This window comes from Enterobacter cloacae complex sp. 2015409, assembly GCF_041365315.1.
GTDB lineage: Bacteria > Pseudomonadota > Gammaproteobacteria > Enterobacterales > Enterobacteriaceae > Enterobacter > Enterobacter pseudoroggenkampii.
Genome location: NZ_JBFTVM010000001.1, coordinates 292,088 through 306,009, shown reverse-complemented (window position 1 = coordinate 306,009; position 13,922 = coordinate 292,088). Strand labels below are relative to the sequence as shown.

Annotated in this window: 14 protein-coding genes; 3 read left to right on the top strand and 11 right to left on the bottom strand. The window is 56.3% G+C overall.

Features of this window, described 5'->3' with window-relative positions; all coding sequences use genetic code 11:
• Window positions 1-25: 25 nt before the first annotated feature.
• The 4 genes from ACDO57_RS01430 to yfbV all read right to left on the bottom strand — a co-directional run bounded on the left by ACDO57_RS01430 (window position 26) and on the right by yfbV (window position 3,647).
• Entirely contained in the window at window positions 26-1,858 is a 1,833-nt protein-coding gene (locus ACDO57_RS01430) for an SLC13 family permease (protein ID WP_024908966.1), read from the bottom strand.
• A 75-nt stretch (window positions 1,859-1,933) separates the two neighbouring features.
• Window positions 1,934-2,593: a sugar phosphatase gene (locus tag ACDO57_RS01425; protein WP_370883433.1), complete on the bottom strand. Its 660-nt coding sequence runs from the start codon at window positions 2,591-2,593 to the stop codon at window positions 1,934-1,936.
• An 11-nt stretch (window positions 2,594-2,604) separates the two neighbouring features.
• The gene (locus ACDO57_RS01420) at window positions 2,605-3,099 is read right to left on the bottom strand and encodes a YfbU family protein (RefSeq protein ID WP_008502874.1); all 495 of its coding nucleotides are present in this window, start codon (window positions 3,097-3,099) and stop codon (window positions 2,605-2,607) included.
• 92 nt (window positions 3,100-3,191) lie between these two features.
• Window positions 3,192-3,647, bottom strand: a complete 456-nt coding sequence (gene yfbV / locus ACDO57_RS01415) for a terminus macrodomain insulation protein YfbV (protein WP_008502875.1) — start codon at window positions 3,645-3,647, stop codon at window positions 3,192-3,194.
• Between the two features lie 337 nt (window positions 3,648-3,984).
• Between yfbV and ackA the strand changes: the two genes are divergently transcribed.
• Window positions 3,985-5,187 (top strand): acetate kinase, encoded by a 1,203-nt coding sequence (ackA, locus tag ACDO57_RS01410; RefSeq protein ID WP_208763110.1) that lies wholly within the window; start codon window positions 3,985-3,987, stop codon window positions 5,185-5,187.
• A gap of 76 nt (window positions 5,188-5,263) precedes the next feature.
• Entirely contained in the window at window positions 5,264-7,405 is a 2,142-nt protein-coding gene (pta, locus tag ACDO57_RS01405) for a phosphate acetyltransferase (RefSeq protein WP_032646614.1), read from the top strand.
• A gap of 112 nt (window positions 7,406-7,517) precedes the next feature.
• Here pta and ACDO57_RS01400 read toward each other — a convergent pair whose 3' ends face one another.
• From ACDO57_RS01400 to ACDO57_RS01380, 5 genes are all read right to left on the bottom strand, one after another.
• Window positions 7,518-8,471: a transketolase family protein gene (locus ACDO57_RS01400; RefSeq protein WP_090419965.1), complete on the bottom strand. Its 954-nt coding sequence runs from the start codon at window positions 8,469-8,471 to the stop codon at window positions 7,518-7,520.
• The gene (locus ACDO57_RS01395) at window positions 8,464-9,294 is read right to left on the bottom strand and encodes a transketolase (protein ID WP_048992664.1); all 831 of its coding nucleotides are present in this window, start codon (window positions 9,292-9,294) and stop codon (window positions 8,464-8,466) included. Before ACDO57_RS01395 ends, ACDO57_RS01400 begins: the two co-directional genes overlap by 8 nt.
• Complete coding sequence (locus ACDO57_RS01390; RefSeq protein ID WP_023312548.1) at window positions 9,291-10,682, bottom strand: PTS ascorbate transporter subunit IIC; 1,392 nt, start codon at window positions 10,680-10,682, stop codon at window positions 9,291-9,293. Before ACDO57_RS01390 ends, ACDO57_RS01395 begins: the two co-directional genes overlap by 4 nt.
• Before the next feature lie 21 nt (window positions 10,683-10,703).
• The gene (locus tag ACDO57_RS01385) at window positions 10,704-10,976 is read right to left on the bottom strand and encodes a PTS sugar transporter subunit IIB (protein WP_148770470.1); all 273 of its coding nucleotides are present in this window, start codon (window positions 10,974-10,976) and stop codon (window positions 10,704-10,706) included.
• A gap of 80 nt (window positions 10,977-11,056) precedes the next feature.
• Window positions 11,057-11,500, bottom strand: coding sequence for a PTS sugar transporter subunit IIA (locus ACDO57_RS01380; protein WP_024908959.1), 444 nt, complete (start codon window positions 11,498-11,500; stop codon window positions 11,057-11,059).
• A 234-nt stretch (window positions 11,501-11,734) separates the two neighbouring features.
• On the opposite strand from ACDO57_RS01380, the gene ACDO57_RS01375 reads away from it, so the two are divergent.
• Entirely contained in the window at window positions 11,735-12,754 is a 1,020-nt protein-coding gene (locus tag ACDO57_RS01375) for a LacI family DNA-binding transcriptional regulator (protein ID WP_024908958.1), read from the top strand.
• A 3-nt stretch (window positions 12,755-12,757) separates the two neighbouring features.
• Here the strand turns inward: ACDO57_RS01375 and yfcD are convergent, their stop codons facing one another.
• Both yfcD and yfcE read right to left on the bottom strand, forming a co-directional pair.
• Window positions 12,758-13,312 carry an NUDIX hydrolase YfcD gene (gene yfcD / locus ACDO57_RS01370; protein ID WP_148770468.1) on the bottom strand — a complete coding sequence of 185 codons (555 nt, stop codon included), beginning with the start codon at window positions 13,310-13,312 and terminating at the stop codon, window positions 12,758-12,760.
• Between the two features lie 55 nt (window positions 13,313-13,367).
• Window positions 13,368-13,919 (bottom strand): phosphodiesterase, encoded by a 552-nt coding sequence (gene yfcE, locus ACDO57_RS01365; protein ID WP_148770466.1) that lies wholly within the window; start codon window positions 13,917-13,919, stop codon window positions 13,368-13,370.
• Between the last annotated feature and the right edge of the window lie 3 nt (window positions 13,920-13,922).

The window sequence follows — 13,922 nt, the reverse complement described above, 5'->3', positions numbered from 1 at the left end:
GCGTAGCCGTCACCCGGCAAAATACTCAGAACGGGAACAGAACCGGTATCAATACCACGCATACCACCATCACCAGCACGGTGAACGGCACGCCCAGCTTCACGAAATCACTGAATGTGTAGTTCCCCGGCCCCAGCACCAGCGTGTTTACCGGTGAAGAAACTGGCGTCATAAATGCCGCTGAGGCCGCCATTGCGACCATCATCGCAAAAGGATACGGCGACACGCCCATGGATTTGGCCATCGCCAGCGCAATCGGCGCCATCAGTACCGCCGTCGCGGTATTGGAGATAAACAGACCGATAGTGGCGCACATGATAAACAGGCAGACCATCATCATATAAGGCCCATACCCGCCGCCCACGTCCATTAAGCCTTTAACGATAAGATCCACCCCGCCGGTTTTTTGCAGCGCCAGGGCGAAAGGCATCATCCCGACAATGAGAATAATGCTCGGCCAGTGAATGGCTTTATAGGCGCTTTCGGCGTCAATACAGCGGAATTTGCCCATCAACAGGCAGGCAATAATTGCCGCGACCGGATTGGGGATCTCATCGGTCAACATCAGCGCCACCATCAGCACCAGACAGAAAATTGCGTGCGGGGCCTGGCTGTGGGCCGGGGAGGCGTCGCTCTCCTCAACAGGCATGTTGAGCACCACAAAATCGCGCCCTTTTTGTCCGAGCTGGCTTATCAGCTTCCAGTTACCGACGACGAGAAATATATCGCCCAGCAGGATCGGCTCATCCACCACCGCCCCTTCCATCGCTACGCCATCGCGCTTCAGCCCCACGACGTTCAGGCCATAGCGGGTTCGGAACCCCATTTCCCGCACGGTTTTGCCCAACAGTTCCGATTCAGGGATGAGCGATACTTCGGCCATGCCAACATCCAGCGCCTGATCGGAGAAATACTCCCCGCGCAGCACCATTGGTTCCAGCAGCTGTTCGCTGCAAAACTCGCGCAGATCCACGTCCGCAGTGGACATATCAATCAGGAGGACGTCCCGTGCGCGGAATTCCGACACCCCGTTGACGTTGACGATCACCCGACGAAACCGCCGCCAGCGCTCTACGCCGATCACATTCGCGCCATAGCGCTCACGCAGCTTCAGGTCATCCAGCCGCTGCCCCACCATCGGCGAGCCAGGACGAATAGCCAGACGGCGCGCGCGCCCGGTAAGGCGGTACTCTTTAATCAAATCGCGGAAGGTGCGTCGCTTCCACCCTTCCTTATTTTTTTCCTGTTTTTCACCTTTCAGGGCAAACCGGGTCAGCAGCATGTAGACCACGCCCAATACCAGAATGACCAGCCCCAGCGGGGTGACGCTGAAAAAGCTGAAGCCCTCAAATCCTTCGCGGATCAGTTCGCTGTTGACGACCAGGTTCGGCGGCGTTGCCACCAGCGTCATCATGCCGCTGATCAAACCGGCAAAACTCAGAGGCATCATCAGGCGTGACGGCGAGCTCTGCATCCGCATGGAGACGCTCAGCACCACCGGGATAAAGATGGCGACCACGCCCGTGGAGCTCATAAACGCCCCCAGCCCGGCGACGGTCACCATCAGGTAAATCAGCATTTTGGTTTCGCTGTTGCCCGCCACCTTCACCAGCCACGACCCCATGATGGTCGCCACACCGGTGCGCACCAGCCCATCGCCGATGATAAACAGGGCAGCAATCAGGATAACGTTGGGATCGCTAAATCCGGAGAAGGCTTCCGGTAGTGTGAGCGTACCGCTCAGCACAAACGCGACGATGACAAACAGGGCGACGGCGTCCATGCGTACCTTGCCCGTTGCAAAAAGAAGGATGGCGATTAAAAGCAGGCTCAGGACCCAAATCAGTTCACCGTTCACAACTTATCCTTGTCAGTGGAAGATGAGGAATTTTGCCATAAAAAAGCCCCAGCAATGTGGGGCCATATCATGGGATTACACTTTTAGCGAGACGGTTACAACTCCGTCAGAGGCTTTTGAAACAGACAGGGCCGTCAGTGAATCCAGCACCAAATCTGCCTCGTCCAGCCGGGGGGATCCGGCCGGAACGTTAACGGCGATGACGTGACTTCCTGCGTTCAGCCCGGCCAGTACGCCAGCGGCAGCGTCTTCCACCACCACACACTCTGCGGGGTCGAGGCCCAGCAGTTCAGCCCCCAGTAAAAATGCATCGGGTTCAGGTTTGCCGCGCTTAACGCGCTCCGCGGTGATAAACACTTCCGGTTTCGGTAAACCAGCTGCCTTATGACGGGCGTGGGCAACCGGAATGGAGCCTGAGGTGACGATAGCCCACGGGATCTGCGCCTCGTTCAGATGCTCAAGCAGCTCGCGCGCGCCCGGTAACGCAGTAATGCCGTCCGTATCCGTGGCTTCAATGTGTTCCAGGTATTTGAACTCCGCCTGAATTTCTTCCTCAGAACGTCCGGCCAGGAAGTGCCGTAACGAGGTAATGGCCTGTTTGCCATGGATAAAATTCAGCACGTCCTGATGGTCGATGCCATGTCTGTCAGCCCAATGGCACCAGGAACGCTCCACAACCGGCAGCGAATCCACCAGCGTACCGTCCAGATCAAACAGAAAACCTCTACAATGCACACGCACCTCCGTCAGGCATTAATGATTTGTTGAATTTCGTTGCTGCTTAAATGGTACTGACGCGGGCAGGCATGCCACGCGCTCAGCATACGCTGATATTTATCCCACATCGGAGTCTGCGCGTTGAAGCCGTGGGTGCCCGCGTCAAAGTGGGTATAGCGCCCTTCCGTATTCACCATAAAGCGAACATAGCTCAGATAACGCGCTTCCGTTGCCGCATCAAAGCCTAAGAAGGTCACGCGGCGCTCGTCAATGGACTGCTGATCTTTGAGATTCGTCCAGGAGACGTGCAGGGCGTGATACATCTCCATAATGTCGATCACGATGCGGCAGGTTTCTTCTTTCAGCTCGCCAAACTCGCGGTCCAGTTCGCGCATTTGCAAACCAAAACCGCGTTCGACGATGGTCTGCAGGCGGCTGTAGCGCGCAGCGTTATCGGGATCAAGCATAGTCATCATTTTGTACTGATTGGACAAAATCAGACGTTGAGCATGGGTCATTTCCATCTTTCGACTCCTGTAGCGCATTGCACTTAAAAAAAAAGACACGGTAACTGATTGTTACTGTGCCTTCTTTTCGTCGTCGTTTCGATGATCAATCACAAGTCATCGAGGAATGTTTTATCGAGTTGCTTAAAAGCACGCTTTAACGTGTCCGCCAGCGCCTGGTAATCCGGCTTGCCTTCAACCGGGGCGAGCGCCTGCCCGGCCTCTTCCAGCTTGCCGCGCACTTCATAAAACCAGTGTAAAATAGAAGGGGGAAGTGGGGTGATGGACCGTTTACCTAACCACCACAGTCCCTGCATCGGCAGGCTTAATGCGAAGAGCGCCGTGGCGACCGCAGGTCCAAGCTGCCCACCCAACGCAATCTGCCAGCACAGCGTAAAGATAGCGACAGGCGGCATAAAGCGAATCGCATAGCGCGTGGCGCGGATGGTGCGATTCTCAATAAACATAGGCGCAAGGCGCTTTTCCATCGGCCACGTCTTTGCGTAATGCTGTCCCCGACGAAACAGACTAAAGAAATTTACGGACGGGTTCTCTGGTGTCGACATGGCTGTACCTCAACTTCACATATAAAAATTAAAATTTTCGTGCAAAACCACAACAAGCTATGACAACGTTCAAAATATTTTGTCATCTCTACCCCGTATCGGGTATCCTGTGCCAGCCTGATAGGGCCATAGACGAGAATCATTAACTCGTCAAATTATTGCATATTATGCCATTGGCTGAAAATTGTGCAAAATGGCATAAAATCATAGTTATTTCTTCCATCATGCCACAATGTTCGTTTGGCATGATGTTAATCATAAATGTCTGAGTCATCATGCGTTACGCTGTTAGACTCACTGACGTTTTTTTAGCCACGTATCAATAATAGGTACTTCCATGTCGAGTAAGTTAGTACTGGTTCTGAACTGCGGTAGCTCCTCACTGAAATTCGCCATCATCGATGCGCTCAACGGTGACGAATACCTCTCTGGTTTGGCCGAATGTTTCCATCTGCCTGAAGCACGTATCAAGTGGAAGATGGACGGCAGCAAACAAGAAGCGGCTTTAGGTGCAGGCGCCGCTCACAGTGAAGCGCTGAACTTTATCGTTAACACTATTCTGGCACAAAAACCAGAACTGTCTGCTCAGCTGACTGCGATTGGTCACCGTATCGTCCACGGCGGCGAAAAATACACCAGCTCTGTCGTTATCGACGAGTCTGTGATTCAGGGTATCAAAGACTCTGCATCCTTCGCACCGCTGCACAACCCGGCTCACCTGATCGGTATCGCTGAAGCGCTGAAATCCTTCCCGAATCTGAAAGACAAAAACGTGGCCGTGTTCGATACCGCGTTCCATCAGACCATGCCGGAAGAATCTTACCTCTATGCCCTGCCGTACAGCCTGTACAAAGAACACGGCGTACGTCGTTATGGCGCACACGGCACCAGCCACTTCTATGTAACTCAGGAAGCGGCAAAAGTGCTGAACAAGCCGGTTGAAGAAGTGAACATCATCACTTGCCACCTGGGCAACGGTGGTTCTGTTTCTGCTATCCGTAACGGTAAATGTGTTGATACCTCCATGGGTCTGACCCCGCTGGAAGGTCTGGTGATGGGTACGCGTTCCGGTGACATCGACCCGGCGATCATCTTCCACCTGCACGACACCCTGGGCATGAGCGTTGACCAGATCAACAAAATGCTGACCAAAGAGTCTGGCCTGCTGGGTCTGACCGAAGTCACCAGCGACTGCCGTTATGTTGAAGACAACTACGCAGACAAAGAAGACGCTAAACGTGCAATGGACGTTTACTGCCACCGTCTGGCGAAGTACATCGGTTCTTACACTGCGCTGATGGAAGGCCGTCTGGACGCGGTTATCTTCACCGGTGGTATCGGTGAGAACGCAGCGATGGTACGTGAACTGTCCCTGGGTAAACTGGGCGTTCTGGGCTTCGAAGTTGATCACGAGCGTAACCTGGCTGCCCGCTTCGGCAAGTCTGGCTTCATCAACAAAGAAGGCACCCGCCCGGCTATCGTTATCCCAACTAACGAAGAGCTGGTCATTGCGCAAGACGCGCACCGCCTGACTGCCTGATTCCACACCGCCAGCAATGCTGGCGGTGCTGTTTTGTAACCCGCTACATTTGGGCGGTAACGAAAGAGGATAAACCGTGTCCCGTACTATTATGCTGATCCCTACCGGAACCAGCGTCGGCCTGACCAGCGTCAGCCTTGGCGTTATCCGTGCTATGGAACGCAAAGGCGTTCGTCTGAGCGTCTTTAAGCCAATCGCCCAGCCACGTGCCGGTGGCGATGCGCCAGACCAGACCACCACCATCGTTCGCAAGAATTCCAATCTGCCAGCGGCTGAACCGCTGAAGATGAGCCACGTTGAGTCTCTGCTGTCCAGCAACCAGAAAGATGTGCTGATGGAAGAGATCATCGCCAACTACCATGCTAACGCGCAAGACGCGGAAGTGGTGCTGGTTGAAGGCCTGGTCCCGACGCGCAAACACCAGTTCGCCCAGTCTCTGAACTTTGAAATCGCGAAAACCCTGAACGCAGAGATCGTTTTCGTGATGTCTCAGGGCACTGATACCCCAGAGCAGCTGAACGAGCGTATCGAACTGACGCGCAGCAGCTTCGGCGGCGCGAAAAACACCAACATCACCGGCGTGATCGTGAACAAACTGAACGCACCGGTGGATGAGCAGGGTCGTACTCGCCCTGACCTGTCCGAGATCTTCGACGACTCGTCCAAAGCGAAAGTCATCAAAGTTGACCCGGCTAAGCTGCAGGAATCCAGCCCGCTGCCAGTACTGGGCGCGGTGCCATGGAGCTTCGATCTGATTGCCACCCGTGCAATCGATATGGCGCGTCACCTGAACGCCACCGTGGTTAACGAAGGCGACATCAACACCCGCCGCGTGAAGTCCGTGACCTTCTGTGCGCGCAGCATTCCGCACATGCTGGAACACTTCCGCGCAGGTTCCCTGCTGGTGACTTCCGCAGACCGCCCTGACGTGCTGGTTGCAGCCTGCCTGGCCGCGATGAACGGCGTGGAAATCGGTGCGATCCTGCTGACCGGTGCCTACGAGATGGACCCACGCGTCAGCAAGCTGTGCGAACGCGCGTTCGCCACCGGCCTGCCGGTCTTCATGGTGAACACCAACACCTGGCAGACCTCCCTGAGCCTGCAGAGCTTCAACCTCGAAGTGCCGGTTGATGACCACGAGCGTATTGAGAAAGTTCAGGAATACGTTGCAGGCTACATCAACGCAGATTGGGTCGAATCCCTGACTGCGACCTCCGAGCGCAGCCGCCGTCTGTCTCCTCCAGCATTCCGTTACCAGCTGACCGAGCTGGCGCGTAAAGCAGGCAAACGCGTTGTTCTGCCAGAAGGCGACGAACCACGTACCGTTAAAGCGGCGGCTATCTGTGCAGAGCGCGGCATCGCGACCTGTGTGCTGCTGGGTAACCCGGATGAGATCACCCGTGTTGCGGCGTCTCAGGGCGTTGAGCTGGGCGCTGGCATCGAAATCGTTGACCCGGAAGTGGTTCGTGAAAGCTACGTTGCCCGTCTGGTTGAGCTGCGTAAGAGCAAGGGCATGACCGAAGCCGTTGCGCGCGAACAGCTGGAAGACAACGTGGTGCTGGGCACGCTGATGCTGGAGCAGGACGAAGTTGACGGTCTGGTTTCCGGTGCGGTTCACACCACGGCGAACACCATCCGTCCACCGCTGCAGCTGATCAAAACCGCACCGGGCAGTTCTCTGGTTTCTTCCGTGTTCTTCATGCTGCTGCCTGAACAGGTTTACGTTTACGGTGACTGCGCGATCAACCCGGATCCAACCGCAGAGCAGCTGGCAGAAATCGCTATCCAGTCCGCGGACTCTGCGATTGCCTTCGGTATCGAACCGCGCGTAGCGATGCTCTCCTACTCCACCGGCACCTCGGGTGCAGGTAGCGACGTAGAGAAAGTGCGTGAAGCGACCCGTATTGCTCAGGAAAAACGTCCTGATCTGATGATCGACGGCCCGCTGCAGTACGACGCCGCGGTTATGGCTGACGTTGCGAAATCCAAAGCGCCGAACTCGCCGGTTGCAGGTCGCGCTACCGTGTTCATCTTCCCGGATCTGAACACCGGTAACACCACCTACAAAGCGGTACAGCGTTCTGCAGACCTGATCTCCATCGGGCCGATGCTGCAAGGGATGCGCAAACCTGTGAACGACCTGTCTCGTGGCGCACTGGTAGACGATATCGTTTACACCATCGCGCTGACGGCGATCCAGTCTTCGCAGCAGCAGTAATGTTAAAAAGCCCGGTGGCGCTAGCGCTTACCGGGCCTACGGTTTTGTAGGCCGGATAAGCGAAGCGCCATCCGGCAAGAAAGGCGACCACTTAACCGGTCGCCTTTTTTATTTACAGCAGCTCGCGCGCCGCCGACACAATGTCATGTGCCGTCAGGCCATACTCCTTCTGCAGGAAATCCTGCGTCCCTACCTGACCGTAGCGCTCCTTGACGCCCACCCGCCGCATCGGTACCGGGCAGGTTTCCACCAGCACTTCCGCCACCGCCGACCCCAGGCCGTTGTGAATGCTGTGGTTTTCACAGGTGACGATGCGTCCGGTTTTCTCGGCGTAGTTTTTCACCAGCATCCGGTCGATGGGCTTCAGGGTAAACATGTCGATGACCGCCGCGCTGACGCCCTCTTGCTCCAGCTGGCGCGCCGCTTCCAGCGCTTCCGCCACCATGATGCCGTTGGCAATCAGCGTAATATCGGTTCCTTCACGCAGCACGTTGCCTTTGCCGATGGTGAAGGTGGAACCCGGGGCATACACGCTCGGCGCCTGCTTACGGATGGTCCGCACCCAGTAGAAGCCTTCGAGGTCGATAAGCTGGCGCAGCACGTCCTCGAACATCACCGCGTCGGTCACCTCCAGCACCACCGAATGCGCCAGACCGCGTACGATGCCCATATCCTCAAACGACATATGCGTTCCGCCGTTGTGGCAGGCCGTCACGCCCGCGTCCGAGGCAATCACCTTCACATTGTTGCGCTGATAGTCCAGGGACATAAACAGCTGGTCAAAGCAGCGACGGCTGGCAAACGCGGTGAAGGTGTGCACGAACGGCTTGCGTCCGGTCAGCGACAGCCCCGCCGCGGTGCCAATGACGTTGGCCTCCATAATGCCGCAGTTAATCACGTGCTGCGGATAATCGCGCGCCACGCCGTCCATCGCCATCGAGCTCATCAGGTCTGCTTCGAGCGCAATGATGTCACTTCCGGCCTCAATCTGCTTTGCCACGAAGCCAGCGTAAACTTTACGCATCTCAACGGCGTCTTTCTGTCCTGCCGGTGCAACCTTAATCATGTGAAGCCTCCAGTTGGCGAATCGTCTCGTTGAGGGCCGCTTTGCTCTCCGCGGTCAATCGCAGGTGGTGCGAGTTGCCGAGCTGCTCCAGATACGGCACACCCTGCCCTTTGATACTGTCGAGGATGACGACTAACGGACGCGCATCAGCAGCCGGAACCCGCGACGTCACCTCCAGCAGCACAGGAATGTCGTCCCCCTTCACCGTCACCACATCAAAGCCAAAGGCGCGGAATTTGCCCTCCAGGTCAAACGCGCTGATGATCTCGTCCAGCTCGCCGTCGAGCTGCTGTTTGTTCCAGTCGACAAATACCGTCAGGTTGTTCAGGCGATGGTGGGCGATAAACTGGAACGCCTCCCAGCACTGCCCTTCGTTCAGCTCGCCGTCGCCGACGATGCAGAAGACCCGATTCGGTCGCCCGGCCAGCCTGTGCGACAGCGCCATGCCGCCCGCGATGGAGATCCCCTGCCCCAGCGAACCGGTGGTGGCATCCACGCCGCGCGTTTTCAGGCGGTCCGGGTGGCTCGGCAGGCGCGTGCCGTTCTGGTTCAGCGTGCTCAGCTCTTCTGTCGGGAAGTAGCCCTTGATCGCCAGGGTGCTGTAGAGCGCCGGGCCCGCATGGCCTTTCGACAGGACAAAGTAGTCTCGCTCCGGCCAGTCCGGATCCGCCGGGTCGATTTTCATCACCGCACCGTACAGCACGGCCAGGGTTTCTACCACCGACATGCTGCCCCCGTAGTGGCCAAAGCCCAGTTGCGTCAGGGATTTCAGCGTCTCAAGACGAATCTGACGCGCGAGTTCGGTTATCTCTTTCTCATTCATGATTTGGCTCCGGTGTTTTCCTGCGCGTTACCGCCCGCAGGTTTGTTTTTCGCGAAGACGTTGTACGCCACCAGCAGCGCGAACAGCGCCACGACCAGCCCGGTGATGGCAAGCGGCGACAGGAAGCGCGCCAGGTTGCCGAGGACAATCCCGACCGCGCCGAAGTCGGCGTCAGAGAAGGTGGTGTTGGCAAAGCCAATGGCGCCCAGTACCGGCAGCAGCAGGACCGGCAGGAAGGTAATCAGCAGGCCGTTGGCAAAAGCGCCAATCATCGCCCCGCGCCGTCCGCCGGTGGCGTTACCAAACACGCCCGCCGTTGCGCCGGTGAAGAAGTGCGGCACGACGCCCGGGAGGATCAGCACCCAGCTAAACTGACCGCAGATGAACAACCCCACAATCCCACCAAGGAAGCTGAACAGGAAGCCAATCAGCACCGCATTTGGCGCATACGGATAGACCACCGGGCAGTCCAGCGCAGGACGCGCATTGGGTACCAGCTTTTCCGAGAAGCCGGTAAAGGCAGGAACGATTTCCGCCAGAATCAGGCGTACGCCCTGCAGGATGATGAACACGCCTGCCGCAAAGGTAATCGCCATGATGATGGCGTAGACCAGGTAGTTCTGACCGCCGCTGAAGGTGGCCTCCACGTACTCGCGCCCGGCGCTCACCGCCATGATCAGGTAGATAATCATCATGGTCAGGGAGATGGAGATCGAGCTGTCGCGCAGGAAGCTCAGGTTCTTCGGCAGGTTCATCTCTTCCGTTGAGCGGGAGCCTTTGCCGACCTTGCTGCCAATCCAGCCGGACAGCACGTAGCCCAGCGTGCCGAAGTGACCGAAGGCAATCTCATCATTGCCGGTAATGCGCTTCATGTAGCGCTGGGCAATCGCCGGGAAGAAGGCCATGATCAGGCCGAGGATCAGCGAGCCGGTAAAGACCAGCCCCACGCCCTCAAAGCCTGCGACCGTCAGGATCACGCCAATCATGCACGCCATATAAAACGTGTGGTGTCCGGTCAGGAAGATATACTTCAGGCGGGTAAAGCGAGCGACGATAATATTCGCCACCATGCCGAAAGCCATAATCAACGCGGTCGCTGCACCGTATTTTTCCAGCGCAATGGACACTATCGCTTCATTGTTTGGAATAATGCCCTGGATAGTAAAGGCGTGTTCAAACATCCCGCCTAATGGATTTAATGACCCCACCAGCACCGTGGCACCGCCGCCCAGCACAATAAAGCCCAGGATAGTTTTAATTGTTCCTTTCACCACGTCGGAAAACGCTTTTTTCTGCGCAACCAGACCGATTAACGCGATTAAACCGACCAGCACCGAAGGGACTTTTAAAATATCAACAACGAAATTCAGCGTTTCAAGGATAAACATATCCACCTCGCCTTATCAGGGTTATTGTCTTTCGAACCAGCCGCGCAGCTGCGCTTCAAGTTCGTTAATGTCGATGATGTTGTTGATCACCACCAGCTGGCTTTCCGGCAAGCTGGCGCTGGCGGCAATGTCTTTTGCCATCACGAACAGATCGGCCGCGCCCGGCGTGGCCGAGGAGAGATCGGAGTGTTCAACCTCAGCTTCAATCTCCAGCTTTTTGAGCACCTTTTTAATATTCATTTCGACCATAAAACTACTGCCCAGGCCAGAACCACAAATAGCCATGATTTTCATTGTTGTCCCCTTATTTTGAGTAGAGTACGCCCCATCACGCTGACGCGTAATGTTGTGAAAAACCGGATTAAAGAATTAAATCAGAAGCGGTTAATAATCGTTTTAATTTCCTCCAGGGTATTCACCTGATGCAGTTCGTCCATATCGGTATCGCTGGAAAATAACTCTGCCAGCGACGAGATCATCTCGATATGGCTATTTTTGTCGGGTGCCGCGAGCATAATAATGACGTCGACAGGGTCAAACTCACCGGCACCAAACGAGACGCCCTGTTTTAGTTTTAATAACGACAACCCCAGTCCTTTGGCGCCTTCCTCCGGCCGCGCATGCGGCATCGCCAGCCCTGGTGCCAGCACATAATAGGGTCCTAACGTGTGGTGCTGCTGGATGATGGCCGTGACGTATTCAGGCTCAATCACCTGCAAATCCAGCAGCGGCTTCGCGCACAGCTCCAGCGCCTGCGGCCAGCCTTCCACGCTCTCCTGCAGCGTGATGGTTGTATCATATATCCATTTTTTGAGCACTTTTCACTCCCGCGACACGCTTTAGATGAGCAAACTTTATTCAACGCATCAGTGATTGACTGCGATCGCGATCACAAAGATAGCGCTACCAATCGTTATCGTGCAGAAATGTGATAGCGCTATCAAATTGCAATCACGTTGCTAAATCACAGCAAAAAAAGGGATTTAAGGCGTATACTGCCTGTCACGTGAAACGAAGGAAAAGAAGAACGCGTCTGGTCAGCAGGAAGGTGTATGTCTCTAACCCGAAAACGGCGCAGTACTGGTAAAGTGACACTCGCCGATGTCGCACAGCTTGCCGGTGTGGGCACGATGACCGTGTCCCGTGCGCTTCGCACGCCCGAGCAGGTTTCCGATAAACTACGAGAAAAAATTGAAGCTGCCGTGCAGGAGCTGGGTTATATGCCTAATCTTGCCGCCAGTGCCCTGGCCTCGGCGTCGTCCTGGACGATAGCCATGGTGGTGCCCAACCTCTCCGAAGCAGGCTGCTCGGAGATGTTCGCCGGGCTACAGCAGGTGCTGCAACCTGCCGGGTATCAGATCATGCTGGCTGAGTCCCAGCATCGTCTTGAGCAGGAGGAGAAACTGCTGGAGACGCTGCTGGCGTCGAACATTGCCGCCGCTATCCTGCTCAGCGTTGAACATACCGACACTGTTCGCCACTGGCTGAAAAACGCCTCAATTCCGGTGATGGAGATGGGCGCCATGCGCGCCGATCCGATTGATATGAATATCGGGATTGATAACGTGGCGGCCATGTATGAGCTCACGGAGATGGTCATTAAGCGCGGCTATCAAAATATTGGCCTACTGTGTGCCAATCAGGAGCAGTGGATTTTCCAGCAGCATCTGCAGGGCTGGTACAAAGCCATGCTTCGCCACCATATGTCGCCGAACCGGGTCATTAACGCGGCGATGCCGCCGAGCTTCTCGACCGGCGCGGCGCAACTGCCCGAGTTCCTGCTGGCCTGGCCGGAGCTGGATGCGCTGGTGTGCGTCTCTGACGAGCTGGCCTGTGGCGCGCTGTACGAGTGCCAGCGCAGGCGAATCAAAGTGCCGGACGATCTGGCGGTGGTAGGTTTTGGCGATAGCGACGTGAGCCGCGTCTGTCAGCCGCCGCTGACGACCATGGCGGTGCCGCATCGTAAGATTGGAATTGAAGCCGGGAAAGCGTTACTGGAGCGCCTGAATGGCGGAGACTGGCGCGATCAAAAGCCCATCGCGTCCAGTCTGTGTCTGAGAGAGAGTTGCTGAAGCTTACTCAGCCTCTTCCTCTTTCTCTGATTTGGTCGATTCGTTATTGGCGTTGCGGCTCATCCAGAGCGCCAGCGCTTTTAACGAATCCGGCGTGAACTCGTCGCAGCGCGCGGTGATCTCCTCCGGCGTCATCCAGTTCACTTCGCTGACTTCGTCTTCCTGCAGGGCGAACGGGCCGTGAGAGACGCAACTAAACAGCCCGCCCCAGACGCGACAGTGTTCATCCTCGAAATAGAACTGCCCGTGCTCGGCAAACGGCACACCGGCAATGCCTAACTCTTCTTCCGCTTCACGACGCGCGGAATCCAGCAGCACTTCATCCGCCTGGACGACGCCACCTGCAGTAGCATCCAGCATACCCGGGAGAAAATCTTTCGTGTCCGTGCGGCGCTGAACCAGAATTTTACCCATACCGTCATGCACAACGATATATGTCGCACGGTGACGCAGGCGCTCCGCACGCATTTGCTCGCGGCTGGCCTGCGCGATCACTTCATTCTCTTCGTTGACAATGTCAACCCACTCTGTACTTGCCAAATGACTCTGCTCCACCATCGGGAAACCTTCTCTTCTAAGCGCTCTTTCGGCGCGTTTGCAGTTGAGGTGTAACTTACGGATTAATCGCTACCTGCGCAATAACTTGCTGATCATTAAGTGCGATAACGCTCAGGGTATTTCCTTCCAGCATGCCGTAGCTCGCAGGATATCCGCCTTTTGGGATGCTGACCGAGCCCGGATTAAAGTGATAAATCTCACCGCGCTTTTCAGCAACCGGAATATGAGTATGACCGTAAACCAGGACATCGCCAGCCGCGAGCGCCGGAAGATTATCCGGGCTAAAAAGATGCCCATGGGTCAGAAACAGTCGGCTTTGTTCCAGCAGCACCTGCTGCCACGGCGCAGTAAGGGGAAAATGCAGCAGCATCTGGTCCACTTCGCTGTCGCAGTTGCCGCGAACGGCGATGATGCGCGAGGCATACGGGTTGAGCTTTTCCGCGACCTGCGCAGGGGCGTAGCCTTCCGGCAGCGCGTTGCGCGGGCCGTGATTGAGCACGTCGCCCAGAATAATCAGCCACTGCGCGCCGCTTTGTGCAAACAGGGAGAGGACACGCTCGGTAGCGGGCAGCGATCCATGGATATCCGACGCAAACATCAGTTTCATCAG

What these genes read in the sequence shown, in the direction of transcription:
- ACDO57_RS01375 (WP_024908958.1), top strand. Translation starts at nt 11,735, where the DNA reads ATGTCTCTAACCCGAAAACGGCGCAGTACTGGTAAAGTGACACTCGCC.
- ACDO57_RS01390 (WP_023312548.1), bottom strand. Translation starts at nt 10,682, where the DNA reads ATGTTTATCCTTGAAACGCTGAATTTCGTTGTTGATATTTTAAAAGTC.
- yfbV (WP_008502875.1), bottom strand. Translation starts at nt 3,647, where the DNA reads ATGTCGACACCAGAGAACCCGTCCGTAAATTTCTTTAGTCTGTTTCGT.
- ACDO57_RS01395 (WP_048992664.1), bottom strand. Translation starts at nt 9,294, where the DNA reads ATGAATGAGAAAGAGATAACCGAACTCGCGCGTCAGATTCGTCTTGAG.
- ACDO57_RS01420 (WP_008502874.1), bottom strand. Translation starts at nt 3,099, where the DNA reads ATGGAAATGACCCATGCTCAACGTCTGATTTTGTCCAATCAGTACAAA.
- yfcD (WP_148770468.1), bottom strand. Translation starts at nt 13,312, where the DNA reads ATGGTGGAGCAGAGTCATTTGGCAAGTACAGAGTGGGTTGACATTGTC.
- ackA (WP_208763110.1), top strand. Translation starts at nt 3,985, where the DNA reads ATGTCGAGTAAGTTAGTACTGGTTCTGAACTGCGGTAGCTCCTCACTG.
- yfcE (WP_148770466.1), bottom strand. Translation starts at nt 13,919, where the DNA reads ATGAAACTGATGTTTGCGTCGGATATCCATGGATCGCTGCCCGCTACC.
- ACDO57_RS01385 (WP_148770470.1), bottom strand. Translation starts at nt 10,976, where the DNA reads ATGAAAATCATGGCTATTTGTGGTTCTGGCCTGGGCAGTAGTTTTATG.
- ACDO57_RS01400 (WP_090419965.1), bottom strand. Translation starts at nt 8,471, where the DNA reads ATGATTAAGGTTGCACCGGCAGGACAGAAAGACGCCGTTGAGATGCGT.